The sequence below is a fragment of the Streptomyces sp. TRD_SC_5 genome, from assembly GCF_056836825.1.
In genome coordinates this window covers 4,357,335-4,383,577 of the sequence record NZ_JBWZZS010000001.1, presented here as the reverse complement: position 1 = coordinate 4,383,577, position 26,243 = coordinate 4,357,335, and the positions used below count along the sequence as shown (strand labels likewise).

Below are 26,243 nucleotides of genomic sequence, written 5' to 3'. Positions count from 1 at the left end.
CCGACGCGACCCAGGATATGCGGCGCGGCCGAACCGGTTCCCCGCGGCCTCTTGCCGCCGGGCAAAGCGCTGCCATACTTACGACGCCGTAGGTTACGCATCCGTAGCCGTAGTCAAAGCTTTCACGGCCAGAGCCTCCACCACCTCCCTCACCCCACAGGGGACCCCATGACCACTCGTCCCGACGTGCTCGAAGACGCCCGTGAGGCGGGTAACGACACCTCGGCCCCCTCCGCCACGCGCGGCGGGGAGTCCAAGCGCTCCGTCGAGCAGCTCGCGCTTCTCCTCTTCATCATCGTCCCCTTCCTCGCGTTGCTGGCGGCTGTGCCGCTGGCCTGGGGGTGGGGTGTGAGCTGGCTCGACCTGGGCCTGATGGTCTTCATGTACTACCTCGGTTGCCACGGCATCACGATCGGCTTCCACCGCTACTTCACCCACGGTTCCTTCAAGGCCAAGCGCCCGCTGCGCATCGCCCTGGCGGTCATGGGCTCGATGGCGGTGGAGGGGCCCCTCGTCCGATGGGTGGCCGACCACCGCAAGCACCACAAGTTCTCGGACGCCGAGGGTGACCCCCACTCGCCCTGGCGGTTCGGCGAGACCCTGCCGGCCCTCATGAAGGGCCTGTGGTGGGCGCACATCGGTTGGATGTTCGACGAGGAGCAGACGTCGCAGGAGAAGTACGCGCCGGACCTGATCAAGGACCCGGCGATCCGCCGCATCTCCCGCGACTTCGTGTACTGGACGATCCTGTCGCTGGCCATCCCGCCGCTGGTCGGTGGCCTGGTCACGATGTCGTGGTGGGGCGCGTTCACGGCGTTCTTCTGGGGCTCGCTGGTCCGCGTCGCGCTGCTGCACCACGTCACGTGGTCGATCAACTCCATCTGCCACGCGGTGGGCAAGCGCCCGTTCAAGTCGCGTGACAAGTCCGGCAACGTCTGGTGGCTCGCGGTCCTGTCCTGCGGTGAGTCGTGGCACAACCTGCACCACGCCGACCCGACGTCGGCGCGGCACGGCGTGATGAGGGGCCAGATCGATTCGAGCGCCCGTCTGATCCGCTGGTTCGAGCAGGCCGGCTGGGCGTACGACGTCCGCTGGCCGAGCGCGGACCGTATCGACTCCCGACGTATCGACTCCCGAAGCAAGAGCGAGTCCTCCGAAGCGGCATGATTGGTGACGTGGCGATCGACGGCAGCAGTACCAACAGCGAGAAGAGCAGGCCCACTCCGAGCCGGCGTGCCCGCCGCGTCCGCATGACCGGCAAGGAACGCCGCGAACAGCTGCTGGACATCGGCCGCACCCTCTTCGCCGAGAAGGGTTTCGAAGGCACGTCGGTGGAGGAGATCGCAGCGAAGGCCGGCGTCTCCAAGCCAGTCGTCTACGAACACTTCGGCGGCAAGGAGGGCCTGTACGCGGTGGTGGTCGACCGCGAGATGCGCCGCCTGCTGGACATGGTCACGGGCGCCCTCACGGCGGGCCACCCCCGCGAGCTCCTCGAGCAGGCCGCGTTCGCCCTCCTGGACTACATCGAGACGTACACGGACGGCTTCCGCATCCTGGTGAGGGATTCGCCGGTGGCCCAGTCCACGGGCTCGTTCGCCTCCCTGATCAGCGACATCGCCACCCAGGTGGAGGACATCCTGGGCCTGGAGTTCAAGGCCCGCGGCTTCGACCCGAAGCTGGCCCCGCTGTACGCCCAGGCCCTGGTCGGCATGGTCGCCCTCACCGGCCAGTGGTGGCTGGACGTCCGCAAGCCGAAGAAGGCGGAGGTCGCGGCGCACCTGGTCAACCTGTGCTGGCACGGCCTGGAGAACCTGGAGGCGAAACCCCGCCTCATAGGCCACCGCAAGAACTGACCTCCCCGCAAGGCACGCGTTCAGGTCGCCGGGTCGGCGGCGAGTCCGTACAGCAGTTCGTACGCCGATTCCACCAGGCGCAGCCTGTCCCCCCGGCGGGTCGCCAGCGCGGCGATGCCTGTCCCGGAGGCGGGGTGGAAGCCGAGGAAGGCCTGTTGGCCGAAGGTGCCTCCGGCGTGGAAGAGCAGGGGTCCGCCGGGGGCCGGGTGGTGGAACCAGGTCAGTGTGTGGGTGTCGCGGCGGCGCAGGCCCCGGCGCAGTTGCGGGATCTGGACGTCGCGCAGCGGCAGGCGCAGGGGCGTGGGCTCGGGGTCGAGGTGTGCTTCGAGGTACGTGAGCAGGTCGCCGGGGGTGGAGCGCACGGCCCCGGCGGTGACGAAGGGGCCCATGCCGATGCCGGGTACCGGTGTGCTGCCGTCCCTGCGGTGCCCGACGGCGGTGGTCGCGGGGTCGCCGGGGCCGAGGGTGGTGCCGGTGAGACCCAGGGGGCGCAGTACGTGGCGGGTGAGCAGCGTGGGGCAGTCGGTGCCGGTGGCCCGGGCCATGGCGGGGCCGAGCAGCGCCACTCCGAGGTTGGAGTAGCGCCAGCGGGTGCCGGGACGGTGGTGGGGCCGGGTGCGGGCGAAGGTGCGCAGGAGGCGTTCGGTGTCGTACGTGGCATAGGCGTCGGCGTACGGATGCAGCAGGGCGCCGGGGATCAGGTCGCCGGGGATGCGGGGCAGTCCCGCGGTGTGGGTGGCCAGGTGGCGCAGGGTGATGCGGCGTGAGGCGGGGTGGCGCAGAGGCAGGTCCGGCAGGTGGGCGGCGAGCGGGTCGTCGAGCGACAGCACTCCGGTACGGGCCAGCCGGGCGAGGAGCAGGACGGTGAAGGTCTTGCTGACCGAGCCCAGTTCGTAGCGCAGCCCGTGGCGCGGCACGGCCGGGGCGGGCGCGGTGCCGCCGGTGACGGTGGTGCGCCGGCCGTGGCGGGTGACGGTGAGCACGACGTCCGGGGCGTCGATCGCGGTCACGGCGTCCGCGAGGCGCAGCGCGAGCGAGGCGTCGGCGTGTGTCGTGGCGGCCGGCGCGAGGTGACTCGTCATGTGCCGGCTTGTCATCTGCTGGACATCGCGCGGGACGTGGCCATCGCGGAGGCGAACGCGGCGACCAGGGTGGGGTGGTGGAGGACGTCGAAGACCTCCGCCGCGTCGCCGTCCGGCATCCCGTGCTGCATGGGCATCGCGCCGGTGTCGGACTGCGCGGCGGCGTATCTCTCCCACACCCGCGCGTCGAGGGCGGGCCGGGGCAGGCACGCGTCGACGACGAGGAGTTCGCCGAGCAGGTCCCAGTGTTCGAGGCCGGCCCAGTCCTCGGTCCAGGCCGGCAGGTACAGCGCGAGGTAGTCGGCGGTCCGCGGGGGGATGCGGCCGGGCTCCTCGCCCCAGTTGGTGAGGTGGAAGACGGTGTGCGTGATGTCGTACGCGATGTGGTACTGCACTGTCCACGGTTCGGGGAGCCGGCTGAGCCAGGTCCTGTTCACGGCCTCGTCGAAGTCGCCGCTGGGGGGCAGGCCGATCCTGCGTTCGGCTCCCAGTACGCTCAGCCGCCGGTTGGGCACCATGTCCAGCGCCGGCCAGGTGAGGGTGCGGCGGCACACCTCCACGGCCGACTCCAGCTCGGGGTGGCGGAATCCGAGTTCGTGGAAGGTCGCGTAGATCTCCAGGGGTACGGGCGAGAACGGTTCGTCGTGCTGAAGCGCGGCCAGTACATTGCCGCCGTCCAGCAGCTCCCGCCAGGCGAAGTCCAGCAGCTGCCCGGCGCGGGCGTGCTGGCGCGAGCCTGCCACGCCCTCCCGGAAGAGCACCCGCATGTTGAGCGCCAACTCCCCGATGGGCTTGAGCCGTTCGATGACGCCTCTGCCGGTGGCGCGGTCCTGTCCGGTCAGCCGGAAGTGTTCGCGGTGCTCGTCGAGCCAGGTCAGGGCCCGGTCTCCGACACTGTGCAGCAGCGCGGGAGGAGCGGCTGCGGGCGTCGCTGCGGCTGTCATGGGGCCACCTCGCTTTCGTGGACCGGCACCCTCTCCTCACCCTCGGCCGCGTCCAGGGCGATGCGGGCGAGGGTGCCGGCGAAGGCGGTCACCAGGGTGGAGTGGTAGCAGGACGTGAAGGTTTCGGCGCGGTCCGCGGGGTGCGGCCCCGCTCCCAGTTCGGGCACCCGGCCGTCGGCCGCCTGCGCGCCGGCCAGCCGCTGCCAGGCCACCGGATCGTACGGAGCGGCGGGCAGACAGGCCGTCACCGCGAGCAACTCGCCCGCCAAGTCCCACAGTTCCTCGTCCAGCCAGTTCTCCAGCCAGGCGGGGAGCCACAGCCGCAGGTAGTCGGCTTGCGCGCGGGGCAGCCGGCTGCGGGCGCGGCCCCAGTCGGTGAGGTGGAAGACGTCGTGGGTCAGGCCGTACGCCGCTTTGCGGTCCAGCGCCCACGGCTCCGGCATGAGGCCGAGATTGGTCAGCGCCAGCACGGCCTCGAAGTCGGCGTGCCGCGCCAGGCCGATGCGGCGCTCCGCGTTGAGCACACCGAGCGTACGGGTGTGGTCCTCGCGCGCCACCCGCCAGCCGCGCAGCCCGGTCGTCGCCGCCAGCAGTTGTTCCACGGCGGTGTTGCGCAGGCCGGCCCGGGCGAAGACTCCGTAGATCTCCACCGGATACGTGGCGTGCGGCTCACCACGTATCAGCTCGGCGAACAGTTGGCCGTCGCGCGTCTCGTCCCAGGCGAAGGCGAACAGCTCGTCCGCCACCGGGCGGAGGTCGTCGCGGGGGTGTTCGGTCCTGATGAGGTGGGTCAGTTCGGCCAGTTCGCCCAACGGCTTGAGGGTGAGGTTGGGGTCGGCGTCGGTCGTGACGTTCGGGGGCAGCCGGAAATGGCCGCGCGCCCCCTGCAGCCACCCCAGGCCGTCGCCGACCATGCGGTCGAGCAGCGACGCCGGGGCGGCCGGGTCGCCGCTCACCCACCCCGTCCGTAGAACTGCCGCGCGGCCACGACGTGGAGCGCCACCCTCGGGTCGCCGTCGCTCATCTGCCGCACGAAGGCCAGCCCGGTGTCGAGGCCCAGCGTCGGCGGCACGTCGGGCAGCCGGGCCAGCCAGCGCCCGATTCCGGCGGCCTGGAGCCAGTCCCTGCGGCGTACCGCCCGGACGAAGCCACGGGACAGGTCGTCGGTGCGCGTTGCCAGCCGGTCGGCCAGGTCCTGCGCGAGGCCGGGAAGCGCGAGCGCGGCCAGTTGGGACGCCCGATGGGAAAGTTTTGGCCAAGGATCATCGGTCACCCAGGCCGCTGCGGCCCGCGGTGGCCGCGGCCAGCGGCCCACGCCACCGGGCAGGAAGGTGTGCGAGGCCTCGACCAGGCCCCGGTAGCTCCACACCGACACCTCCGAGGCGTCAGGGCCCGGCGGGAAGGCGGCCAGCGCCTCCCGGACGACCGCTTCGTCGTTCTCTCCACCGGGTGCTGCCCGGTGGTCCAGCGCGTACGGGGCGAGCGCGTCCGCGCCCAGCACCCGGATCGCCGCTGATGCCAGCGCGTCTCCTTGCCGCAGGAGGCGGGAGAGCGCATATGGGTCGCCCTCACCCCGCAGGGCGAGGACGACTCCGGTTGCGGCATCGGCGACCACAGCGCTCAGCGGGACGGAGCCCGCTGCTTGCGACTGTTCAGCCAACGCGTCCTCCTCAACGGGCCTTCGGGTCCGTCTTGGGGCGGGGCGTGGGCGGTGAGCCGATGAGCAGAAGTGCGAGCAGGAACCCGCCCTTGCACTCTCGGGTGTCGCGGAAAACGCCCTCCGGCTCGGCGGAGTCCAGCAGCCCCTCCACTTCGGTGTTCAGCGCTGCGGTCTCGACCGGGGAAGTGCGGTCCATGATCATGGGACCATCTCCTCTTATTGCGGCTGAATAACCAGCGTTGCATGGGCGCCATTTGGGTGCAAACGGTAAGAAAAGAGCGAGGTCGGCGCGCTGAGGTCGGCACTGGGGCTCCGGACTCCCTTTCGTTGAGGACGCAACAGCTCGTGAGCTGACCGGCGGTCAGCTCAAGCCGTCGGCCTCAAGCGGTCGCCTTCCGGGCGACGGCGAAGACGCGCCGGAACGGAAAGACCGTGCCGTGCGGACCCGCCGGATAGGCGCCGCGCAGCGCCTCGGCGTACTCCGCGACAAAGTCCTCACTCGCCTGCGGATCGTCCGCGAGGGCGGTCAGGACCGGCCGCAGGGCCGTGCCCTTCATCCAGTCCAGGACCGGATCCTCCCCGTGCAGGATCTGGAGATACGTCGTCTCCCACACGTCGGCGTCGCAGCCCGGCGCGGTGAGGCGGGTCAGATACTCCCCGGGTTCCAGCACCGCCGCCGCCCGGCCTCGCGCACCGCCCAGGCGGGCCCGCCAGCGCGGGGAGTCGCGCAGGGCGGCCAGCAGGGTGTGGCTGGGAGCGGAGAAGTTGCCGGGCACCTGGAAGGCGAAGGTGCCGCCGGGGGTGAGGGCGTCCAGCCAGGCCGTGAAGCGGTCGGCGTGGTCCGGGACCCACTGGAGCAGGGCGTTCGAGACGATCAGGTCGTACGTCGCCTCTCCGGGATCCCAGGTCGCGGCGTCGGCGTGCGCGAAGTCGAGGAGCGGCCCGGCGTACCGCCGGGCCTGCTCCAGCATCTGCGGGGAGTTGTCGTACCCCGTGATGCGCGCGGCGGGCCAGCGCTCGGCGAGCAGCGCGGTGACGTTGCCGGCGCCGCAGCCGAGGTCGGCGATGCGGGCAGGGGCGGTGGCGTCGACGCGGGCGAGGAGGTCGAGGAAGGGCCTGGTGCGGTGGTCCGCGTGCCGGAGGTACTGCCGTGGGTCCCAGATCGGTCGTACGGTCATGAGCAGCAGCTTGGCCAAGCAACTCTCTCGACGTCAAGACACTTGACGCCAAGAGACTTCATGTCGACAGACCAACTACACTGATCGTCATGGAGGACGAGGTCGACCGACTGGTCGCTGCATGGCGCCGCGAGCGCCCCGACCTCGACGTGGAACCACTCGAGGTCCTCAGCCGCGTCTCCAGGCTGGCCCGCCACCTCGACCGTGCCCGCCGCATAGCCTTCTCCGAGCACCAGCTGGAGCCGTGGGAATTCGACGTACTGACGTCGCTGCGACGCGCGGGCGACCCGTACCAGCTCTCGCCGGGCCAGCTGCTGACCCAGACCCTGGTCACCTCGGGCACCATGACCAACCGCATCGACAGGCTCGCCAAGAAGGGCCTCGTCGAGCGGCTGCCCGATCCGAGTGACCGGCGCGGCGTCCTCGTGCGGCTCACCGCCGAGGGCCGGGACCGGGCCGACCAGGCGCTCGCCGGGCTGCTCGCGCAGGAGCGGGCCATCCTCGGCGAGCTCTCGCGCGCGCAGCGCGGGGAACTGGCGGGGCTGCTACGCCAGTTGACCGCCCCGTTCGACAACATCCCGGGCTAGTTCCAGGTCCACCGGACCGACCCCGGCGCGCCGTGCGAGCGCGACGGCGGCGAGGGTGGAGTGCACGCCGAGCTTCCCCAGTACGTTCTGCATGTGCGTACGGACGGTGTGCGGGGAGAGGAAGAGCCGCTCCGCGACGGCCTTGCGGCCCAGCCCCGCCACCATGCACCGCAGCACCTCGCGCTCGCGCGGAGTCAGCGACTCGACGAGCCGCTCGCTCTCGGTGCGGTGCTTGCGGGCGGCGGTCAACTCGCGCAGTACGCCCGTGAGAAGGGCGGGCGGCAGGTGAGTCTCGTCGCGCAGTACGCCGCGGATGACGGACACCAGGCGTTGCAGTGAGCAGTCCTTGGCGACCCAGCCCGCGGCCCCGGCCTGGAGGGCGAGGGCGGCGCGGCGCGGGTCGTCCTTCTCGGCCAGTACGACCGAACGGACGGCGAGCTGTCCCGACCGGACTCCTGTCACCAGGGAGATGCCGTCCACCGGGCTGTCCTCGCCCGGCTCCGGGACGTGCACGGCGCGGGCGGCCGGCACCGTCGCGGCGCCGAGGTCCGCGTCGACGAGCATGACGTCGAATCTGCGGCCTTCCGCCGCCGCCCGCTCCAGGGAGCGCAGCGCGGCCGGGCCGCTGCCGGCCGCGGACACGTCGACGTCGGGCTCGGCTGCGAGGGCCGCGGCGAGCGACTCGGCGAATATGCGGTGATCGTCCACCACCAGTACCCGGATACGAACCACAGACACCCCCATGCCGCGTTGTTCCGAGGTGTCCCCCCTGGACCCCCGGAGAGGCGGACCGTGTGCGGGTACGACGCCCGGAGAAAAGGGCACTTCGGACGCGCGACCGCCGCCGCGCACCGACCACTGCCCACCCCGGACGACGTACCCGACTGTCTCGCCCCCTGATCGAGCACCGGCCCCCACCGGCGCTCTGCTTCAGCGTACGGGCGGGGGCGGGGAGGGGAAGACAATTCACAGAACTGATTCGCCGAGGTGTTCAAGGTGTGCCTCATGTTTCGCATGGAGACAGAAGTCGACAAAGAACGACGTTCCGTGTCCGGTGAACGAATCCATCGGCTCCAACGACATGGCCTGAGGTGGGCCGCGAGTCCGCCATCACGGTGTATTCACCACACGGGCAGCGCAATGACCGGCCTCCCGGCTGTCTCCACCAGGGCCGTCGGCTGACGCTGACCGGAGTCCGGCACGGTCCGGCACACCTGAGGACCCGGGAAGGGAAGCCCTGCATGGGGGTCAGGCCCAGTACCCGCACCAGAACGCTTCTGCTCACCGCCGGAGCGCTGCTCCTGGCAGCGCATGCGGTCGGCTGGCCGTTGACCGCCCACGCCCCACAGGCCGCGGCCGACGGGGCCGGGGCCCATGCCCTTGACCTGTCGGTGACCGTCAACACGCGGCCCGGACGGGAGGCGGAACACACCGGCATCCGCGTCGGCCATCCCGTCGTCAAGCACTATCGGCTCACCAACCGCTCGGGTGCCGACCTCCACCGGGTCCGCCTCACCGACCCCGGCGTGCCCGGCGCGGCGGTGGACTGCCCCGGCGGCCGGGACTTGTGGATGCGCGGGCTGACCTCCGTCACCTGTACGTCGCTGGTCAGCGCCGCTCCCGGCAGGCACACCGCCACCGTCGGCGCGCACGCGGAGATCCCCTCCCTGGGGCTGCGCCCGAGTGCCTCCGCCGAAGCCGGATACCAGGGCGTCGCCGGGGCCCTTGAACTCACTGTCGCCGTCCGCGAAGTGGAGGGGCCGCGTGCGGTGGTGCAGTACTCCATCGGCAATCCGGGCAACCGCACCGTCTACGACGCGCGGCTCACCGATACGGCACTGAACCCGCCCCTGATCGTCTGCGGGGGCCGCGCTGCTTCCCCTCAGACCGTGACCCCAGGGGCCACCGTGCTCTGCGTCGCGGAACTGGACGGCCTGCGGCCCGGTACGTACCACAGCGCGCCCGAAGTGCGGGGAAGCGACGGGCTCTTCACTCTTGGCACGGAGGGCGAACTTGTCGCCCCTCCGCCGCTGGTGGCCCGTGCGGCAACCCAGTTCACGGTACGGGCCCAGCCGTCCCCGGCGCCGCCCCCGCCGGCGAGGTCTGAGGCCCCGCCGGACCGGGCCGCGCCGCCGGACCGGGCCGCACTACCGGGCCAGGCTCCGCCGCTGGACCGGGCCGCACCGGCGGGGGCGGGGACTGGGGCGGGGCCGCAAGCGCCGCCGGCACTCCCTGGCGTCCCGGGCACGCCCGGAGCCCCCGGGGCGCCCGCGCCGGATGCGCGCGGCGGCCCGGCGGACCTCGCAGTACCGGCGCCAGGCACGCCCGGCACGCCAGAAACCCCCGCGGTGCCGGCGCCTGGCGCCCCAGGAAGCCCCGCGGTGCCGGGGGGCTTCCTGGGCGTGCCCGCCCTGGGAGCGCCCGGCCTCGGAGCCCCCGGCCTCGGAGCTTCCGGCCTGGGAGCCCCCGGCCTCGGAGTCCCCGGCCTGGGAGCCCCAGGCCTCGGAGTCCCCGGCCCCGGCACGCCCGGCCTGGGTGCCGCCGAAGCCGCAGGCATCGCACCGCCCCCCGCAGCCGCAGGCATCGCACCACCGCCCCCGGCGGCCGCGAGCATCGGCCCCCCGCCCCCCGGGGTGCGCGCCACGCCGCCGACCACGCCCCGCGCACCCACGAGCCAGTCCGTGACCGCACGGAGAGCGGGAGGCGTGCCACGGCGGGACGATCCGCTCCCCGTGGTCGCGGTCCTGCTCCTGCTCCTCATTCCGGCGGCCGTCGTGGCCGTGGTGGCGTCCCGCCGTCCGTGACCTTGCGACTGCCTGCTCATCGACCGAGGGAGCGTCATGGAACACGTCATCGAGATGCTCGCCGTCGGGGGACTCGGCGCACTGCTCACAGCCGGCGCGGTCCTCGCCTGGCGCCGGTTCCATCCGGTGGCGGACGAGGAGGAGTCCGGCGAGGAGGTGGCCGAGTACATGTCGATGATGATCGCCCTGCTGTACGCGCTGCTGCTCGGCCTGGCCCTGGTCAGCGTCTGGGATCTGCGGGCCAGCTCCGAGGCGCACGCCTCCGCCGAGGCGGGCGCCCTGCACCAGATGACGGTCCTCGCCGAGGGCATGCCGCCCGAGCAGCGCGAGCGGATCGACGCCCTGGCCGAGCGTTACGCCGCACATGTCGTCCAGGAGGAATGGCCACGACTGGCGGACCGCAATGGCCTCGGGGAGAGCGGCTGGACCCCACTGCGGCAACTGCGCGCGGCATCCGCGGCCCCACCCGAAGCCACCCCCGCCCAAGAGGTGACGGCGCTGGAGCTGCTCGCCCAGCTCGGCGCACTCGACGACGCTCGCCGGGGCCGCGAGTCGGACGCACAGGAAACACTGTCACCGGCGCTGTGGTCCGGGATCGTGATCGGAGCGTTCCTCTCGATCTGCATCCTCTTCTTCTTCAAGATCGGGCGCAGACCCAGCCAACTGGTGATGGCCATGGGCATGGTCGGGCTGACCGTCTTCCTCGGGCTCCTCATCCACCATCTGGCCTCGCCTTTCGGAGAGGTGATGGGCGTAACCCCCGACACGTTCACCCGCTACTTCCCCAAGTCGGCCGGGGCCGGATAGCTGTCAGGCGACGCGGTGAGCGCCCCCGGACGGGAGCGCCGGGAAGACGCGCGGGGGTGTGAGGCCGGTCGTTTCGAATGCCGCCCCGATCGACTTCACGATCGTGTCCGTCGCCGACGACTCCGCCAGGACGATCGCCGAGCCACCGAACCCGCCCCCCGTCATCCGTGCCCCCAGCGCCCCCGCCGCGTTGGCGGACTCGACCACCAGGTCCAGCTCGGCGCACGAGACCCGCAGGTCGTCGCGGAGCGAAGCGTGCCCCTCGGTCAGCAGGGGGCCCACCGCTCGCGGGGCACCGGCGTCCAAGTGCGCGATCACCTGGTCCACGCGGTGGTTCTCCGTCACCACGTGGCGTACGTAGCGGCGTATCCGCTCGTCGCCGAGCGACACCAGCGCCGCGCCCAGTCCGGCGTACGGGACATCCCTCAGCACCGCCACGCCCAGCGCCCGCGCCCCCGCCTCGCAGCCTTCACGCCGTTCCGCGTACGCCCCGTCGCCCAGCGCGTGCTTGACGCGGGTGTCGACGACCAGGAGTTCGAGGCCGTGGGCGGCCAGGTCGAACGGGACCTGACGGCGCGTGAGGTCGCGCGTGTCCAGGTGCAGCGCGTGGCCCTCCGTGCAGCAGGCCGCCGCCATCTGGTCCATGATCCCGCAGGGCACGCCCACGAACGCGTTCTCGGCCCGCTGGGCGACCACGGCCAGCCGGGAGCCCGAGAGGCCCAGCTCGTACAGGTCGTTCAGGGCCAGCGCCGTGACCACCTCCAGCGCGGCGGACGACGAGAGACCGGCGCCCGTCGGCACCGTCGACGTCAGATGGATGTCCGCTCCGCCGACCTCGTGGCCGGCCTCCCGCAGCGCCCCCACCACGCCCGCCGGGTACGCCGCCCAGCTGCCGCCCGCGAGCGGCGGCGCGAGTGCGTCCGTGCGCAGCTGGACGATGCCGCCGTCGACGTCCGCCGAGTGCAGTCTCAGCACGCCGTCGTCGCGGCGCCGGGCCGCCGCGACCGCCGTGTGCGGCAGCGCGAGCGGCATCACGAAGCCGTCGTTGAAGTCGGTGTACTCGCCGATGAGGTTGACGCGGCCGGGGGCTGCCCACACCCCGTCGGGCTCGGCGCCGTACAGCGTGGTGAAGGCCTCCGCGACAGCGGCGGCGACGGAGACGGCGGATCTGACTGTCATACGTCCTGCTCCTCCCGGCGGGCGAACGCCCACGCGTCCGCGACGATGCCCGCGAGGTCCGCGCGGGACGGTTTCCAGCCGAGCTTCTCGCGCGCCGTGTCGGCGGACGCGACGAGCACCGCGGGGTCACCGGCCCGGCGCGGCGCCGGGGTTTCGGGGATCGGATGCCCCGTGACCTCGCGTACGGTCTCCACGACCTCGCGGACCGAGAAGCCGTTGCCGTTGCCGAGGTTGCAGATCAGGTGCGTCCCCGGCTCGGCAGCGCCCAGCGCCAGCAGGTGCGCCTCGGCGAGGTCGGCGACGTGGATGTAGTCGCGGACGCAGGTGCCGTCCGGCGTCGGGTAGTCGTCGCCGTACACCGCGATCGACTCGCGCCGGCCCTGTGCGACCTGCAGGACGAGCGGGATGAGGTGGGACTCGGGGTCGTGCCGCTCGCCGCAGGTCCCGTAGGCGCCCGCGACGTTGAAGTAGCGCAGCGAGACCGCCGCCAGACCGTGCGCGGCGCTCTCGCCGCTGATCATGTGGTCGACGGCCAGCTTGGAGGCGCCGTACGGACTGGTCGGCGCGGTCGGCGCCGCCTCAGTGACGGGCGTGGAGACCGGCTCCCCGTACGTCGCGGCCGTGGAGGAGAAGACCAGCTTGCGGACGCCCGCGTCCCGCATCGCGGCGAGCAGCGCCATGGTCCCGCCGACGTTGTTCGTCCAGTACTTCTCGGGGTCGACGACGGACTCGCCGACCTGGGAGAACGCGGCGAAGTGCAGGACACCGTCGTACGAGGAGTCCAGCCAGCGGTCCGCGTCCTGGATGCGGCCCTCGATGAAGGTGGCGCCGGCCGGGACGCCCTCGAGGAAGCCGGTGGAGAGGTCGTCGAGGACGGTCACCTCGTGGCCGGCCTCCAGGAGATGGGCCGCGACCACGCTGCCGACATACCCCGCGCCACCCGTGACCAAGTACTTGTGCTGACTCACTCGCTCGCTACCTCTCGCAGTCGCGCTGCCGCGGTCTCCGGCGGCACATCGTTGATGAACACATTCATGCCGGATTCGGAACCCGCGAGAAACTTCAGCTTGCCCGAAGTGCGTCGAATGGTGAAAAGCTCGAGGTGGAGCCCGAACTCGGGTGCGAAGCCGGCCGCGCCGAACGGCGCCTGGTGCCAGGCGGAGATGTACGGCGTCGGGGGCTCGTCGGGGCCGAAGATCCGGTCGAACCTGCGCAACAGTTCCAGATAGATCTGTGGGAACTCTGTGCGCGCGTCGTCGTCGAGCCCGCGCAGGTCGGGCACGCGCCGCTTCGGGTAGAGGTGCACCTCGTACGGCCAGTGCGCGGCGTACGGCACGAAGGCCACCCAGTGCTCACCCTCCAGCACCACCCGGGTCCCTTCGGCGCGCTCCCGTGCCACGACGTCGTCGAAGAGATTCCGCCCGGTCTCCGCCAGGTGCGCGGCCGCCGAGCGGAGCATCAGCTCCGTGCGCGGGGTGACGAAGGGGTAGGCGTAGATCTGGCCGTGCGGGTGGCCGAGGGTGACGCCGATCTCCGCGCCCCGGTTCTCGAAGCAGAACACCTGCCGGACTCCCGGCAGTTCGGCCAGCTCGGCCGTCCTGTCGGTCCATGCCTCCAGAACGAGGCCCGCCTGCTCATCGGTGAGGTCGGCGAAGGACGCGTCGTGGTCGGAGGTGAAGCAGACCACCTCGCAGCGCCCGAAGTCCCCGGCCAGCGAGGGGAAGCGGTTCTCGAAGACGGCCACGTCGTACTCCGCGGCCGGGATCTCGCTGTGCCGCCCGTCGCGCGACGGGCAGAGCGGACATTCGTCGGCGGGCGGGTGGTAGGTGCGGCCCTGGCGGTGCGAGGCGATGGCGACGGAGTCGCCGAGGAGCGGGTCGCGGCGGATCTGCGCGGTGGTGGCGATGGGGTCGAGGGGGCGCGGGTCCACAGCATCGCGCACGGCGTCGTCGCGGGAGTCGTAGTAGAGCAGCTCGCGACCGTCAGCCAGCCGAGTCGACGTCTTCTTCACACGAAGGCTCCTCATCACCACTACCCAACATAAGTGAACACAACTAACCATGAGCAAACAGCACAGTCAACAGGTCCACACTCGACCCGTTCATCACAATCCAACAAAGAGCACCACCAGAAGTATTCATTTTCGCTACTCGGAAGCGTAGGTTCCGTACCGATCCGTTCGCTCGACGAAGACGAAGCAGGTCTCAATGCACTACCTGGCCGAAGGGCTACGGCTCCCCACCAACGGGCTCGACTACACGATTCTGGCGATCTACTTCGCCGTGGTCCTCGGCATCGGCTTCGCCGCGCGGGCCAGTGTGAAGACCAGCCTCGACTTCTTCCTGTCGGGCCGGTCACTGCCGGCCTGGGTCACCGGTCTGGCGTTCGTCGCCGCGAATCTCGGCGCCACCGAAATCCTCGGCATGGCCGCCACCGGCGCGCAGTACGGCGTGGCCGTCGTCCACTGGTACTGGATCGGCGCCATCCCCGCCATGGTCTTCCTCGGCCTGGTGATGATGCCGTTCTACTACGGCTCGAAGGTCCGCTCGGTCCCCGAGTTCCTGCTCCAGCGCTTCGACAAGTCCGCGCACCTGCTGAGCTCGGTCCTCTTCGCCTTCGCCGCCATCCTCATCGCGGGCGTGAACCTCTACGCCCTGTCGATCGTCGTCGAGGCGCTGCTCGGCTGGCCGCAGTGGGTGTCGATCGTGGTGGCCGGCTTCTTCGTGCTCGCGTACATCACGGTCGGCGGCCTCTCCTCGGCGATCTACAACGAGGTACTCCAGTTCTTCGTGATCCTCGCCGCGCTCATACCGCTCACCATCCTCGGCCTCAAGCGGGTCGGCGGCTGGGACGGCCTGACCGGCTCACTGGAAGCCAGTCATGGTGGCGAGTTCCTCACCGCCTGGGGCGGCACGGGCATAGGTGACGCGAACCCGCTGGGCGCCAACTGGCTGACGATCATCCTCGGCCTCGGCTTCGTGCTCTCCTTCGGCTACTGGACCACCAACTTCGCCGAGGTCCAGCGCGCGCTGTCCGCGAAGAACCTCTCCGCCGCCAAGCGCACCCCACTGATCGCCGCCTTCCCCAAGATCTTCATCGTGTTCCTGGTGATGATCCCGGGCCTGGTCGCCGCCGTACTCGTACCGAAGATCGGCACGGCCGGCTCGGACCTGACGTACAACGACGCGATCCCGCTCCTCATGCAGGAGCTGCTGCCGAACGGTGTGCTGGGCATCGCGGTGACGGGCCTGCTCGCCGCGTTCATGGCGGGCATGGCGGCGAATGTGTCGTCCTTCAACACCGTCTTCACCAGCGACATCTGGGCGAAGTACGTGAAGCCCGGCCGCGACGACGCGTACTACCTGCGCTTCGGGCGGCTGATCACGGCGATCGGTGTACTGGCCTCGATCGGCACGGCCTTCATCGCCTCCAGCTTCTCCAACATCATGAGCTACCTCCAGACGCTCTTCTCCTTCTTCAACGTCCCGATGTTCGTGGTCTTCATCATCGGCATGTTCTGGAAGCGGGCCTCGATGAAGTCCGGTGTCTGGGGCCTCGTCGCGGGCACCGGCGCCGCGATGATCAATTACTTCTACGTCTACAAGCAGGGTGTCATCGACATCCCGACCGACCAGGGCGCCAACTTCGTCTCCGCGATCGTCGGTTTCGTCGCCGGTGCGCTGGTCATGGTCGTCGTCACGCTCTTCACCGCGCCGAAGCCGGAGGCCGAACTGGCGGGTCTGGTGTACGGGACCCGCTCGCCGGGGCTGGAGGAGCCGCCCGGTGAGGGCGACGACGCGTGGTACCGCAAGCCCGCACTGCTCGGCTGGGGTGCGATCGTCATCGCCGCCCTGTGCTACGTCCCGTACTCCTTCTGACCGGAGGCCAGAACATGTCCGATCTGCACCACGAAGTCTCCGAGCTGGAGCGCAAGTCCGCGACTGCGGCACGCCTTTTCGACATCCGGCGCATCATCGGCGGCCTGTTCGTCGTGTACGGCGTGATCGTCACGATCGCCGGCATCAGTCCGTCCGACGCCGACCTGAAGAAGGCCGAGGGCGTCCACATCAACCTCTGGACAGGGCTGGCCATGCTGGCCCTCGGCCTCTTCTTCCTGGTCTGGCTGAAGCTGCGGCCACTGGCCCCGCCGCCGGGGCCGGCGGCCGATCCGGCGGAGTAGGGCGCCTGCGGTCAGCTCTCCGCCGTCGCCCGGTCCAGCAAGCCCGTTCGTGCCGCCAGCGCCGCCGCCTCCAGGCGGGAGCCCACGCCCAGCTTCATCAGGACCCGCTGGACGTGCGTGCGTGCGGTGCTCGGTGCGATGCCCATGCCCGCCGCGATCAGCCGCGTGTCCTCGCCGTCCGCGACCCGCATCAGGACCTCGACCTCGCGCGGCGTCAGCATCCGGAGCAGCCGCTGCCCCTCGTCGTCGGGCTGCGCGGCCGGGTTGAGCAGCTCGGCGAAGGCGCCCTGCAAGAGCTGCGGTGCCACCGCCACCTCCCCCGCGCGTGCCTTCACCATGGCGCGCTCGACACCCTCGATGCGCTCGTCGTGGCGTACGTAGCCGGACGCCCCGGCGGCGAAGGCCCCGGCGATGCCGCGCGGGCTGGGCACCGGGCCGAGCACGACGACGGCCACCTGCGGCCGTTCACGCTTGATGCGGACGATCGGGTCGAAGACTCCTGGTTCGGCGGGAGTCGCCGTACCGAAAAGGCACACCTCGGGCGCCCTGCTGACGACCAGTTCCGCCGCGCCCGAAGTCGGGGCGGTCGCCGCGAGCACCCGGTGCCCGCGCAACTTGAGTGCCGAGGCGAGCGCCTCGGCGAGCAATCGGTGGTCGTCGACCACCATGAGCCGCACGCCCATAGAAGACCCCCCATACTCCTGTACTCCTGCCCCTGGAGCTGGCCCCCCGGCCCTCCTGACCCGGCAAGCTACACGCTTGTTCGAGGTTGCGCGCCCCTTACTGGTAAGAAGCCCCCCGGATTGCCGAATTCCTCGCGATTCAGGACTACTTGCCGAGCGGGTGTGACATGGGACGGCCCCGGCAGTGGTGAGAAACCACTGCCGGGGCCACTGTGACCTGTGTGTCTCGCACGCCGAGCACGCCGGGCACGCCGAGCACGCCGAGCACGCCGGGCGCGCCGGGCGCGTCAGCGGGCGCCGAAGCCGATCGCCAGGTAACGCTTCATACCCGGCTGCTCCTTGCTCATGAGGCGCGACGCCATGAACAGGCGGCCGTCGGCGTAACGGACCTCGGCGGAGTCCACCGAGAAGCCCATCGACAGCTCACGGGCCGCTCTGTCGGCCGGGTTCTCCAGCAGAAGCGTCTCCTTCATGGAACCGCCGTTGATGCTCACCACCTGGCTGCCCTTGTCGTACGGCGGGTTCTTGTACGCGATGATGTTGCCGCCGTCCATGCGGATCGGGTGGATCGTGTAGCGCTCGCCCGCGTCGGCCCGGTCGCCGGTGAGCTTGCCGGTCGCGAGGTCGAACGAGACGATCTCGTTCGTACGGCCGCCCTGGCTGCCGCCCTCGTGCTCCTCGGTCGGCACGTAGATCTTGCCGTTGCCGACGGCGACCTTGGTGCAGCCCTCGGTGTCCTGGCACCTCGGAGCGTACTTCTCGGCATCGGCCGCGATCCTGGCGCGCAGCTTGCCGGTCTTCTCGTCGATCGAGAAGAAGTCGGAGACACCACTGCCGTCACCGGCGGTGCGGCCGACATCGGCGGCGGCGACCAGCGGCTTGGTGGAGACGATGCTCGCGCGTTCCACGCCGCTGGGCATCTTGTACTTGGCGAGCGGCGCGCCGGTCTTCGGGTTCAGGTACTCGATGGAGAGCTGGGGAGAGCTGTACGAACCGCAGCTGCGCACCGTGGCGAGCGCCTCGCCGCCCGCGTAGCCCACGTCCCGGCACTGCTCGGCGTTGGGCTTCGGCTGCCAGCGGACCTTGCCGGTGTTGACGTCGAAGGCCGCGCCGCCGCGGGTACCGCCGGCGCCGACCGCGTCGCCGCCCACGGTGACCTCACTGAACATGACCTTTTCGTCACCGTCCTTCACCGACTTCTGCCACAGCAGCTTGCCCGCGTCGAGGTCGATCACACCGACCTCGGTGCAGGGCGAGTACGTCCTGCCCGCCGGCATCGGCCCGGCGAAGAGAATCGCGGTCTTGCTGTCCTTCGTGACGTGGCGCGACGCCGCGCAGACCTCACCCGGAAGCGGGATCGTCCACAGCTCCGTGCCCTTGTCCAGGTCGCGGCCCACGACCTCGTTGAGGCCGCTCTTCACGTACGCCTTGTCGGTGATCCAGGAGCCGTTGACGCCGGCGACCGATTCCGTCACCTTCGGGGCGGGCAGCTGGAAGAGGAGCTTGGAGCCGGCGTTGGAGGGCTTCTCCTCCTTGCCGGCGCCGTCGGGGGCGGGTTTTTCGTCGCCGCCACCGCCGCCGGTCGAGCCCGCGGAGGAGTTCTGCGGGTCGTCCTTGCCGCCCTCGTCGCCGGACGCGTACCAGACGCCGACGCCGACGATCAGCGCCACCGCGACGACCGCCGCGACGACGATCGCGGTGGTGGTGTTGACCTTCTTGCCGCCGCCGCCCTGCGGGGGCATGCCCTGCGGGTAGGCGTACTGCGGCTGTTGCTGACCGTACGGCGGCTGCTGGCCGTAAGGGGGCTGCTGACCGTAGGGGTTGGGCTGGCCGGGCTGGGCCGGATAGCCGTAACCGGGCTGCTGGCCGGGCTGGGCGGGGTAGCCGTAACCCGGCTGCTGGCCGGGCGGCGCCGGAGGCGTCTGCGGGTAGCCGTAACCCGGCTGGTCGGCGGGCGGGGGCGTCGGAGCGCCGAATCCGCCCTGCGGGGGCTCGTTCGGCGGCGGAGGCGGTGGCTGCGTCATGGGGTGCGTACCTCTGGGGAAGGGGAGTCGAGAACGTGGGAGAAGACCCGGTACTCAGTCACGGCCGTCACTTGCCGAAGACCATCATGGTTTTCGTCTCCAACTCGTCCTCGTCGTTGGTGGCGCTGACGCGGGAGGCGACGACGTAGAGCTGACCGCCCTCGTAGGCGATCTTCGTCGTGAAGAAGCCGTTCTCGATCTCGGCGGTCGACTGCGGGTTCTGGAGCAGCGTCTTCGGCTTGCCGCCCGAGGCCGCGATGGTCGCGAGCCCACCGGCCTTCTGGTACGACGCCGGCAGGTGGACCAGGACCTCGCCGCCCTCCATCTTGAGCGGCATCATCGTCCGGCCGGGGGCCGGGGAACGCCACTTGGGCTTGCCGGTGTCGAGGTCGAAGGCGACGACCTCGTTGGTGCGCTCGAGGCCGCTCGTCTTCTCGGCGGTCGCCATGTAGAAGGCGTCGGAGTCGGCGGCGACGCCGGTGCAGCCCTCGAGGTTCCTGCCGAAGATGACGAAGGTGCCGCCGCACTGGGGCTGGAACTTGTCCTTGCCGCCGTCGATCTCCGAACGGAGCTTGCCGTTGTCCGTCAGAGCGAAGACGCTCCAGCTCTTCTTCTCACGGTTGGTCGCGGACACGACGAGCGGGGAGACGGAGTAGACCCTGTCGACGTCCCAGCCCTTGGCCAGAGGGTAGCTCCACTTGACCTTGCCGGTGGCCGGGTCGTGCTCCTGGACGCGCTGGTGGTTCTTGGCGGCCTCGCCGCTGGAACAGGCCGCGGCGGCGATCAGCTTGGCGCTGCTGGTGAAGGCGTACGGCTGGCACTCACCGGGGACTTTGCCCCACAGCTCCTTGCCGTCCTTCATGCTGAAGGCGGTGGAGTGGCCGGTGCGTCCCGCGACGACAGTGTTGCCGCTGATCGCCACGGTGATGTCGGAGAGGAGGTCGAACGTCCCCTCCTTCTTCACCTCGGCCTTCCAGCCCGCCTTGCCGGTCTTGAGGTCGACCATCTGCAAGTGGCTGCACTTGGCCTTCTCGGTGGTGCCGTTCTTCACGCCGATGACGATCTTGCCGTCGTCGGCGGTCTTCACGGGCGCCGCGCAGATCTCGGTGGAGAGCGGAAGATTCCACTTCTCCTTGCCGTCGGTGGTGTCGTAGGCGGCGACCTTCTTGTACATCGCCTTGACGACGAGGCCGTCGGTGAACCACGGGCCGTACACGTCGGAGCCGTTGCGCGGCAGGTCCACGTCGTTCTTCTGGAGCCACAGGACCTTGGACTCGCCCGCCTCGCGCCCGGCGTTGAGGTCGTCACCGGCGTCGCGGCCGCCGGCGGAGTCGTCACCGGTGTCGCCGGAGGGCTGAGCGTCCGGCTTGTCGTCCTTGGTCTTGCCGGCGACTGGCTGCTTCTTCTTGCCGCCGTCGTCACCGCTGAGGGCGAGGTAAGTGCCGCCGCCGACGGCGAGGACCGCGGCGAGGGCCGCACCGATGATGACCGCCGGCTTTCCCTTGAAGGGCCCGCCGCCGCTGCCGCCGGGGCCCGGGGCGGGTGCGCCGGGAAAGCCGCCGTAGGGGCCCGGCTGCTGCTGACCGTACGGACCGGGCTGCTGGCCGTAGGGGCCGGGCTGCTGACCGTACGGTCCGGGCTGCGGCTGGCCGTACGGGCCTGCCTGGCCCGGCTGTTGACCGGGCTGGCCCGGGTAGCCGTACCCCGGCTGCGGTGCCTGCTGCGGCGGCGCCTGCGGGTAGCCGTATCCGGGCTGGGCCGGGGGCTGCTGAGGCGCGGCGGCCGGCGGTCCCGGTGGGGCCGGGGGCATCTGCGGCGGCTGGGCCGGCTGCTGGGGAGGCTGCTGCCGGGGGTCCTGGGGGGCTCCGAAGCCGCCCTGCGGCGGCTGGTTGGGCGGCTGAGACATCAGCGCTTACCTCTTCACACGAGACCGCCGCCCGTTCGGTCTCCCCCGCAATTCCGGCGGCGTAATTCCCCCAGAAAGGAGCGAATCGGGCTTGAGCCCCGCAGATCTACGTCAGTCGAGCGGGGCTTCTTTCTACCACTTGGACCCCTTCGAACGAGGGCCCGGCCCCGCCCCTGTTCCCAAGGGAGGACCGACCCGTGACGCGCCCGTTATTCGCCTCTGGGTTCCTGCTGCGCCTGACTACGCGTCCTCGGCGAGTTCCATCCAGCGCATCTCCAGCTCGTCCCGCCCGGTGACGAGTTCACGCAGCTCGGCGTCGAGCAGGGCCACCTTCTCGAAGTCGGTCGCATTGTCCGCGATTTGGGCGTGCAGCTTGGTCTCCTTGTCGGAGAGCTTGCCGAGCTGGCGCTCGATCTTCTGCATTTCCTTCTGGGCGGCGCGGGCGTCGCCGGACGCCTTCTTCTTGACGGGCGCGGCGGCAGCGGCGGGCGCCGGGGTGGCGGCCTCGATCATCTGCCGCCTGCGCTCCAGGTACTCGTCGAGCCCGCGCGGCAGGTTGCGCAGCGTCTGGTCGCCCAGCAGCGCGTACACCTTGTCCGTGGTCCGCTCGATGAAGAACCGGTCGTGCGAGATGACGACCATCGACCCGGGCCAGCCGTCGAGCAGGTCCTCGAGCTGCGTGAGCGTCTCGATGTCGAGATCATTGGTCGGCTCGTCGAGGAACAGCACATTGGGCTCGTCCATCAGCAGCCGCAGGATCTGCAGCCGCCGCCGCTCACCGCCGGACAGGTCGCCGACCGGAGTCCACTGCTTCTCCTTGCTGAACCCGAACTGCTCGCACAGCTGCCCCGCCGTCATCTCGCGGCCCGTACCGAGGTCCACCCGGTCCCGTACGCGCTGAACGGCTTCGAGCACGCGCAGCTTCGGGTCGAGCTCGCCGACCTCCTGCGAGAGGTAGGCGAGCTTCACGGTCTTGCCCACCACCACCTTGCCGGCCACCGGCTGGGTGTCGCCCTGCGTACGCTCCGCATCCGCCAGCGCGCGCAGCAGCGATGTCTTGCCCGCGCCGTTGACACCCACGAGTCCGACGCGGTCGCCGGGCCCGAGCTGCCAGGTGAGGTGCTTGAGCAGCACCTTGGGCCCGGCCTGGACGGTGACGTCCTCAAGATCGAATACGGTCTTGCCGAGCCGCGAGTTGGCGAACTTCATCAGTGCGGACGTGTCGCGGGGCGGCGGCACGTCGGCGATCAGCTCGTTGGCCGCCTCGACGCGGAAGCGCGGCTTGGACGTACGGGCGGGTGCGCCGCGGCGCAGCCACGCCAGCTCCTTGCGGACCAGGTTCTGGCGCTTGGTCTCCTCGGTCGAGGCGATGCGCTCGCGCTCGGCGCGGGCGAAGACGTAGTCGGAGTAACCGCCCTCGTACTCGTGCACGGCGCCGCGCTGCACGTCCCACATGCGGGTGCAGACCTGGTCGAGGAACCAGCGGTCGTGGGTGACGCAGACGAGCGCGGAGCGGCGGACCTGGAGGTGCTTGGCGAGCCAGGCGATGCCTTCGACGTCGAGGTGGTTCGTCGGCTCGTCGAGTACCAGAAGGTCCGGCTCCTCGATGAGCAGCTTGGCGAGCGCGATACGCCGGCGCTCACCGCCCGACAGCGGCCCGATGACCGTCTCCAGGCCGTGCTCGAAGCCGGGCAGGCTGAGCCCGCCGAAGAGGCCGTTCAGTACGTCGCGGATCTTGGCGGTGCCCGCCCACTCGTGGTCCGCGAGGTCGCCGATGATCTCCTGGCGTACGGTCGCGGCGGGGTCGAGCGAGTCGTGCTGCGTGAGGACACCGAGCCGCAGGCCGCCACTGTGCGTGATGCGGCCGCCGTCGGCCTCCTCGAGCTTGGCGAGCATGCGGATGAGGGTCGTCTTGCCGTCGCCGTTGCGGCCGACGACACCGATCCGGTCCCCCTCGGAGACGCCGAGGGACACGCCGTCGAGCAGGGCACGGGTGCCGTAGACCTTGCTGACGGCCTCGACGTTGACGAGGTTGACGGCCATTGGTGCGCGCTCCAGGGACGGGAAAGGGATAGACGCTCAAGCGTAGTCGCCCCCACCACCTCCCCAACGACCACCCGGTACGCCAGAGCCCGGACCCCCCGCCTCAGACGGCCGCCGCCCGCCGCGCCCGGCCCGCCGTCTCGACCAGCAGCCAGCCCGCGAGGGCCATCACGACCGCCGTGGGGGCGCTGACGCGTACGGCGATGAGCATGGCCGTACGCCCTTCCAGCAGGCCGGCGAAGCCGACCATCGACAGGCCGAGGACGCCCAGCAGGCACAGCGTGACGCCGACGGCGGAAGCCGGGCCGGCCAGGCGCCCGGGGGAAACCGTCGCCGCACCTCCCCGCGAGGGCCGCTCGAAGGCCCGGAAGGCCGCCACGCACAGCGCGGTCAGCGCCGCCGCCGCGGCGAAGCGCAGCGGTACCTGCACCCACCAGCCGGCGCTCGCCGGCGCCGGCAGCGGTACGTCGAGGGCGAGCATGGCCCCGTACACGCCCAGCATCGCGGTCAGGTGCCACAGGAACGCCGTCATCGCCACACCGTTCGCGGCCACGACGGCACGCCAGACGCGCGGCCGTGCGACGAGACGCGCGCCGGGAGCGCGCAGCAGCTCGACCGCGCCGACCAGCCACAGGCCGTGGGCGAGGAGCGCCAGCGTGGGCGGAGCCATGTTGCTGACCTTCTCGCCTGGCATCCCCACCATGCTGAGCGGGTACGGGCCGAACGCGACCAGCGCCGCGGCGCCCGCCAGGCCCGCGACCGCGAGGGCGGCCGGCATCCGGATGCGTCCGTCGGCGCGCAGGAAGCCGAGCTGGTGTACGGCGAGCCAGACGAAGGCGAAGTTGAGGAACTCGACGTACGGCACACCGAACGCGAAACGCAGTACGTCGACGCCCGCGGCGGCCAGCGCGAGCGCGGCGAAGGCGGCCCAGCCGTGGCGCTCGTGCAGCCTCAGCAGGGCCGGGGTGAAGGCGACCATCGCCAGGTAGATCCCGATGAACCACAGCGGCTGGGCGACGAGCCGCAGCGCGACGCCCGTCAGGCCCTCTTGGCTGCCCAGTGACTGGAGCAAGAGGGCGGCGGCGCCCCAGACCACGACGAAGACCATGGTGGGCCGCAGCAGCCGCTGGAGGCGGGCCCGTACGAACACCGAGTACACCGCTGTCCCCGGGTGCTTACGCCGCAGCGACCGGTACGAGAGCGCGTGCGAGAAGCCGCCGACGAAGAAAAAGACGGGCATGACCTGAAGCACCCATGTGAAGACCTGGAGCTCGGGAACGACGGCCAGCAGATTCCCCACCTCGCCGTCGGCGGAGACGGCGGCCATCAGCCAGTGTCCGGCGACGACGGTGGCGAGCGAGGCGACGCGCAGCAGGTCTACGTACCGGTCGCGCCCGGCGGGCGTACGGTCGGCGAGCTCGCGAACACTGTTTCCCATGCGGGTACGCTCTCGCCCCCGCACAGCTGCCCGACAGGGCGCCCGTACTCATCTCCCGCCTGAGTACGGAGTCGCCGACCGGGCGTCAGTCGCCGGCCACCGTCGCGCCCGCCGCGGGCGACTGCGCCACCCGGGCCGTCCGGCAGGTGCCCGATGCCTTGAGGGCCGCCGCCACCGACTCGGCCGCCTCCGCGTCCTTCGTCAGGAACGCGGTGGTCGGGCCCGAGCCCGAGACCAGGGACGCCAGCGCGCCCGCGTCCATGCCCGCCGCGAGGGTGGCGGCGAGGGAGGGGCGCAGGGACAGGGCGGCGGGCTGGAGGTCGTTCAGCAGCGCGCCCGCGAGAGCCGTCGCGTCGCCCGTGCGCAGGGCGTCCAGGAGCGCCGGGGACGCCGCCGGGGGCGGGACGTCGGTGCCCGCCGTCAGTCGGTCGAACTCGCCGTACACCGCCGGCGTCGACAGCCCGCCGTCCGCCACCGCGAACACCCAGTGGAAGGTGCCACCGACATCAAGCGGCGTCAGGTTCTCGCCGCGCCCTGTGCCGAGCGCCGCGCCGCCCACCAGAGCGAACGGCACATCACTCCCCAAATCAGCACAGATATCAAGCAGTTCATCCAGCGACGACTCGGTACCCCACAACTTGTCGCAGGCCAGCAGCGCGCCCGCGCCGTCAGCGCTGCCGCCCGCCATGCCACCCGCGACCGGGATGTCCTTGGCGATGTGGATGTGCACATCGGGCGACAGGCCATGACGTCCGGCCAGGGCGATCGCCGCCCGCGCGGCCAGGTTCGTACGGTCCAGCGGAACCTGGCCGGCGTCCGGACCGGAGCAAGTGATCCGCAGCGAGTCGGAGGCGCTGACCGTGACCTCGTCGTACAGCCCGACAGCCAGGAAGACGTTCGCCAGATCGTGGAAGCCGTCGGGGCGCGCGCCGCCGACCGCCAGCTGGACGTTGACCTTCGCGGGGACCCGGACCGTGACCGTCATGCCGCCGCTCCCTTGTTCTCCGCGATACGGGCGAACTCCTCCACCGTCAGCGACTCGCCCCGCGCCTGGGGCGAAACCCCGGCCGCGACCAGCGCGGCCTCCGCCGCCGGCGCCGACCCGGCCCAGCCCGCCAGCGCCGCCCGCAGGGTCTTGCGCCGCTGCGCGAACGCCGCGTCGACCACGGCGAAGACCTCCGCCTTCGATGCGGTGGTCTTGACCGGCTCGCTCCTGCGCACCAGCGACACCAACCCGGAGTCGACGTTCGGCGCCGGCCAGAAGACGTTCCGCCCGATGGACCCGGCCCGCTTGACGTCGGCGTACCAGCAGGCCTTCACCGACGGCACGCCGTACACCTTGTTGCCGGGCCGGGCCGCGAGCCGGTCCGCGACCTCCGCCTGGACCATGACCAGCGTCCGCTCGATGCTCGGGAAGCGCTCCAGCATGGTGAGCAGTACGGGAACGGCGACGTTGTACGGAAGATTCGCGACCAGCGCGGTGGGCGGCGGCCCCGGCAGCTCGGTCACCTGCATCGCGTCAGAATGCACAAGGTCGAACCGCTCCGCCCGCTCCGGCATCCGCGCGGCGATCGTCGCGGGCAACGCGGACGCGAGTACGTCGTCGATCTCGACCGCGACCACACGCTCAGCGGCTTCCAGCAGCGCCAGCGTCAGCGAGCCGAGCCCGGGCCCGACCTCGACAACGACATCATCAGGACGAACACCGGCCGTCCGGACGATCCGGCGGACGGTATTGGCGTCGATCACGAAATTCTGGCCGCGCTGCTTGGTCGGACGTACGCCGAGCGCCGCCGCCAGCTCCCGGATGTCGGAGGGGCCCAGAAGGTCGTGCAGGGGCTCAGAAGGCTCAGTGCTGCTCACCGGTCAAGCGTA

General features: G+C 71.0%; 24 protein-coding genes. 7 read left to right on the top strand and 17 right to left on the bottom strand.

All coding sequences use genetic code 11. The features are described from left to right. Positions 1-168: 168 nt before the first annotated feature. Together AC1P0E_RS20340 and AC1P0E_RS20335 are read left to right on the top strand one after the other, a co-directional pair. Entirely contained in the window at positions 169-1,167 is a 999-nt protein-coding gene (locus AC1P0E_RS20340) for an acyl-CoA desaturase (RefSeq protein WP_482743572.1), read from the top strand. Then, positions 1,164-1,853: a TetR/AcrR family transcriptional regulator gene (locus AC1P0E_RS20335; protein WP_215134119.1), complete on the top strand. Its 690-nt coding sequence runs from the start codon at positions 1,164-1,166 to the stop codon at positions 1,851-1,853. The genes AC1P0E_RS20340 and AC1P0E_RS20335 overlap by 4 nt, the downstream gene beginning before the upstream one ends. Positions 1,854-1,873: 20 nt before the next feature. On the opposite strand, the gene AC1P0E_RS20330 is transcribed toward AC1P0E_RS20335, so the two are convergent. From AC1P0E_RS20330 to AC1P0E_RS20305, 6 genes are all read right to left on the bottom strand, one after another. After that, positions 1,874-2,935 carry a serine hydrolase domain-containing protein gene (locus AC1P0E_RS20330; RefSeq protein ID WP_482743571.1) on the bottom strand — a complete coding sequence of 354 codons (1,062 nt, stop codon included), beginning with the start codon at positions 2,933-2,935 and terminating at the stop codon, positions 1,874-1,876. A gap of 11 nt (positions 2,936-2,946) precedes the next feature. Then, positions 2,947-3,879 carry a DUF6895 family protein gene (locus tag AC1P0E_RS20325; RefSeq protein WP_482743570.1) on the bottom strand — a complete coding sequence of 311 codons (933 nt, stop codon included), beginning with the start codon at positions 3,877-3,879 and terminating at the stop codon, positions 2,947-2,949. Beyond that, complete coding sequence (locus AC1P0E_RS20320) at positions 3,876-4,835, bottom strand: DUF6895 family protein (protein WP_482743569.1); 960 nt, start codon at positions 4,833-4,835, stop codon at positions 3,876-3,878. Before AC1P0E_RS20320 ends, AC1P0E_RS20325 begins: the two co-directional genes overlap by 4 nt. Further along, positions 4,832-5,494 carry a hypothetical protein gene (locus AC1P0E_RS20315; protein WP_482745831.1) on the bottom strand — a complete coding sequence of 221 codons (663 nt, stop codon included), beginning with the start codon at positions 5,492-5,494 and terminating at the stop codon, positions 4,832-4,834. The genes AC1P0E_RS20320 and AC1P0E_RS20315 overlap by 4 nt, the downstream gene beginning before the upstream one ends. A gap of 55 nt (positions 5,495-5,549) precedes the next feature. Beyond that, positions 5,550-5,741 carry a hypothetical protein gene (locus tag AC1P0E_RS20310; protein WP_482743568.1) on the bottom strand — a complete coding sequence of 64 codons (192 nt, stop codon included), beginning with the start codon at positions 5,739-5,741 and terminating at the stop codon, positions 5,550-5,552. Positions 5,742-5,919: 178 nt separating this feature from the next. Beyond that, positions 5,920-6,717, bottom strand: coding sequence for a trans-aconitate 2-methyltransferase (locus AC1P0E_RS20305; RefSeq protein ID WP_482743567.1), 798 nt, complete (start codon positions 6,715-6,717; stop codon positions 5,920-5,922). 89 nt (positions 6,718-6,806) lie between these two features. On the opposite strand from AC1P0E_RS20305, the gene tamR reads away from it, so the two are divergent. Next, the gene (gene tamR / locus AC1P0E_RS20300) at positions 6,807-7,304 is read left to right on the top strand and encodes a MarR family transcriptional regulator TamR (protein ID WP_093800490.1); all 498 of its coding nucleotides are present in this window, start codon (positions 6,807-6,809) and stop codon (positions 7,302-7,304) included. Here the strand turns inward: tamR and AC1P0E_RS20295 are convergent. Beyond that, positions 7,263-8,036, bottom strand: coding sequence for a response regulator transcription factor (locus tag AC1P0E_RS20295; RefSeq protein WP_482745830.1), 774 nt, complete (start codon positions 8,034-8,036; stop codon positions 7,263-7,265). The two genes, tamR and AC1P0E_RS20295, sit on opposite strands and share 42 nt — an antisense overlap. A gap of 509 nt (positions 8,037-8,545) precedes the next feature. Between AC1P0E_RS20295 and AC1P0E_RS20290 the strand changes: the two genes are divergently transcribed. Both AC1P0E_RS20290 and AC1P0E_RS20285 read left to right on the top strand, forming a co-directional pair. After that, complete coding sequence (locus AC1P0E_RS20290) at positions 8,546-10,108, top strand: hypothetical protein (RefSeq protein ID WP_482743566.1); 1,563 nt, start codon at positions 8,546-8,548, stop codon at positions 10,106-10,108. 36 nt (positions 10,109-10,144) lie between these two features. Continuing rightward, positions 10,145-10,915, top strand: a complete 771-nt coding sequence (locus AC1P0E_RS20285; RefSeq protein WP_482743565.1) for a bestrophin-like domain — start codon at positions 10,145-10,147, stop codon at positions 10,913-10,915. 3 nt (positions 10,916-10,918) lie between these two features. Here AC1P0E_RS20285 and galK read toward each other — a convergent pair whose 3' ends face one another. From galK to galT, 3 genes are read right to left on the bottom strand one after another with little or no spacing between them, the layout of a single operon-like run. Continuing rightward, entirely contained in the window at positions 10,919-12,094 is a 1,176-nt protein-coding gene (gene galK, locus AC1P0E_RS20280) for a galactokinase (RefSeq protein ID WP_482743564.1), read from the bottom strand. Next, a complete protein-coding gene (gene galE, locus AC1P0E_RS20275) occupies positions 12,091-13,062 on the bottom strand; it encodes a UDP-glucose 4-epimerase GalE (RefSeq protein ID WP_482743563.1) in 972 nt (323 codons plus the stop codon). The genes galK and galE overlap by 4 nt, the downstream gene beginning before the upstream one ends. Beyond that, on the bottom strand, positions 13,059-14,105 hold the full coding sequence (gene galT / locus AC1P0E_RS20270) for a galactose-1-phosphate uridylyltransferase (RefSeq protein ID WP_482743562.1): 1,047 nt from the start codon (positions 14,103-14,105) through the stop codon (positions 13,059-13,061). The genes galE and galT overlap by 4 nt, the downstream gene beginning before the upstream one ends. A 196-nt stretch (positions 14,106-14,301) precedes the next feature. On the opposite strand from galT, the gene AC1P0E_RS20265 reads away from it, so the two are divergent. Both AC1P0E_RS20265 and AC1P0E_RS20260 read left to right on the top strand, forming a co-directional pair. Further along, complete coding sequence (locus tag AC1P0E_RS20265; RefSeq protein WP_482743561.1) at positions 14,302-15,972, top strand: sodium:solute symporter family protein; 1,671 nt, start codon at positions 14,302-14,304, stop codon at positions 15,970-15,972. A 14-nt stretch (positions 15,973-15,986) separates the two neighbouring features. Beyond that, on the top strand, positions 15,987-16,274 hold the full coding sequence (locus AC1P0E_RS20260; protein ID WP_482743560.1) for a hypothetical protein: 288 nt from the start codon (positions 15,987-15,989) through the stop codon (positions 16,272-16,274). A gap of 11 nt (positions 16,275-16,285) precedes the next feature. On the opposite strand, the gene AC1P0E_RS20255 is transcribed toward AC1P0E_RS20260, so the two are convergent. From AC1P0E_RS20255 to rsmA, 7 genes are all read right to left on the bottom strand, one after another. After that, positions 16,286-16,957 carry a response regulator transcription factor gene (locus AC1P0E_RS20255; protein WP_482743559.1) on the bottom strand — a complete coding sequence of 224 codons (672 nt, stop codon included), beginning with the start codon at positions 16,955-16,957 and terminating at the stop codon, positions 16,286-16,288. A gap of 287 nt (positions 16,958-17,244) precedes the next feature. Beyond that, positions 17,245-18,981, bottom strand: a complete 1,737-nt coding sequence (locus tag AC1P0E_RS20250; RefSeq protein WP_482743558.1) for an outer membrane protein assembly factor BamB family protein — start codon at positions 18,979-18,981, stop codon at positions 17,245-17,247. A 67-nt stretch (positions 18,982-19,048) separates the two neighbouring features. After that, positions 19,049-20,887, bottom strand: a complete 1,839-nt coding sequence (locus AC1P0E_RS20245) for an outer membrane protein assembly factor BamB family protein (protein ID WP_482743557.1) — start codon at positions 20,885-20,887, stop codon at positions 19,049-19,051. A 240-nt stretch (positions 20,888-21,127) separates the two neighbouring features. Next, positions 21,128-22,930 carry an ABC-F family ATP-binding cassette domain-containing protein gene (locus AC1P0E_RS20240; protein ID WP_482743556.1) on the bottom strand — a complete coding sequence of 601 codons (1,803 nt, stop codon included), beginning with the start codon at positions 22,928-22,930 and terminating at the stop codon, positions 21,128-21,130. 103 nt (positions 22,931-23,033) lie between these two features. Next, positions 23,034-24,368, bottom strand: a complete 1,335-nt coding sequence (locus AC1P0E_RS20235; RefSeq protein WP_482743555.1) for an acyltransferase family protein — start codon at positions 24,366-24,368, stop codon at positions 23,034-23,036. An 85-nt stretch (positions 24,369-24,453) separates the two neighbouring features. Continuing rightward, positions 24,454-25,353: a 4-(cytidine 5'-diphospho)-2-C-methyl-D-erythritol kinase gene (locus AC1P0E_RS20230; protein WP_482743554.1), complete on the bottom strand. Its 900-nt coding sequence runs from the start codon at positions 25,351-25,353 to the stop codon at positions 24,454-24,456. After that, positions 25,350-26,231, bottom strand: coding sequence for a 16S rRNA (adenine(1518)-N(6)/adenine(1519)-N(6))-dimethyltransferase RsmA (gene rsmA, locus AC1P0E_RS20225; protein WP_482743553.1), 882 nt, complete (start codon positions 26,229-26,231; stop codon positions 25,350-25,352). Before rsmA ends, AC1P0E_RS20230 begins: the two co-directional genes overlap by 4 nt. Positions 26,232-26,243: the final 12 nt, after the last annotated feature.

Excerpts from the sequence above, each read along its gene's own strand:
- AC1P0E_RS20265 (WP_482743561.1), top strand. The coding sequence starts at position 14,302 with ATGCACTACCTGGCCGAAGGGCTACGGCTCCCCACCAACGGGCTCGAC.
- tamR (WP_093800490.1), top strand. The coding sequence starts at position 6,807 with ATGGAGGACGAGGTCGACCGACTGGTCGCTGCATGGCGCCGCGAGCGC.
- AC1P0E_RS20240 (WP_482743556.1), bottom strand. The coding sequence starts at position 22,930 with ATGGCCGTCAACCTCGTCAACGTCGAGGCCGTCAGCAAGGTCTACGGC.
- AC1P0E_RS20310 (WP_482743568.1), bottom strand. The coding sequence starts at position 5,741 with ATGATCATGGACCGCACTTCCCCGGTCGAGACCGCAGCGCTGAACACC.
- AC1P0E_RS20235 (WP_482743555.1), bottom strand. The coding sequence starts at position 24,368 with ATGGGAAACAGTGTTCGCGAGCTCGCCGACCGTACGCCCGCCGGGCGC.
- AC1P0E_RS20340 (WP_482743572.1), top strand. The coding sequence starts at position 169 with ATGACCACTCGTCCCGACGTGCTCGAAGACGCCCGTGAGGCGGGTAAC.
- AC1P0E_RS20230 (WP_482743554.1), bottom strand. The coding sequence starts at position 25,353 with ATGACGGTCACGGTCCGGGTCCCCGCGAAGGTCAACGTCCAGCTGGCG.
- AC1P0E_RS20335 (WP_215134119.1), top strand. The coding sequence starts at position 1,164 with ATGATTGGTGACGTGGCGATCGACGGCAGCAGTACCAACAGCGAGAAG.
- galK (WP_482743564.1), bottom strand. The coding sequence starts at position 12,094 with ATGACAGTCAGATCCGCCGTCTCCGTCGCCGCCGCTGTCGCGGAGGCC.
- AC1P0E_RS20255 (WP_482743559.1), bottom strand. The coding sequence starts at position 16,957 with ATGGGCGTGCGGCTCATGGTGGTCGACGACCACCGATTGCTCGCCGAG.
- AC1P0E_RS20285 (WP_482743565.1), top strand. The coding sequence starts at position 10,145 with ATGGAACACGTCATCGAGATGCTCGCCGTCGGGGGACTCGGCGCACTG.
- AC1P0E_RS20305 (WP_482743567.1), bottom strand. The coding sequence starts at position 6,717 with ATGACCGTACGACCGATCTGGGACCCACGGCAGTACCTCCGGCACGCG.
- AC1P0E_RS20260 (WP_482743560.1), top strand. The coding sequence starts at position 15,987 with ATGTCCGATCTGCACCACGAAGTCTCCGAGCTGGAGCGCAAGTCCGCG.
- AC1P0E_RS20325 (WP_482743570.1), bottom strand. The coding sequence starts at position 3,879 with ATGACAGCCGCAGCGACGCCCGCAGCCGCTCCTCCCGCGCTGCTGCAC.
- AC1P0E_RS20330 (WP_482743571.1), bottom strand. The coding sequence starts at position 2,935 with ATGACGAGTCACCTCGCGCCGGCCGCCACGACACACGCCGACGCCTCG.
- AC1P0E_RS20250 (WP_482743558.1), bottom strand. The coding sequence starts at position 18,981 with ATGACGCAGCCACCGCCTCCGCCGCCGAACGAGCCCCCGCAGGGCGGA.
- AC1P0E_RS20290 (WP_482743566.1), top strand. The coding sequence starts at position 8,546 with ATGGGGGTCAGGCCCAGTACCCGCACCAGAACGCTTCTGCTCACCGCC.
- AC1P0E_RS20245 (WP_482743557.1), bottom strand. The coding sequence starts at position 20,887 with ATGTCTCAGCCGCCCAACCAGCCGCCGCAGGGCGGCTTCGGAGCCCCC.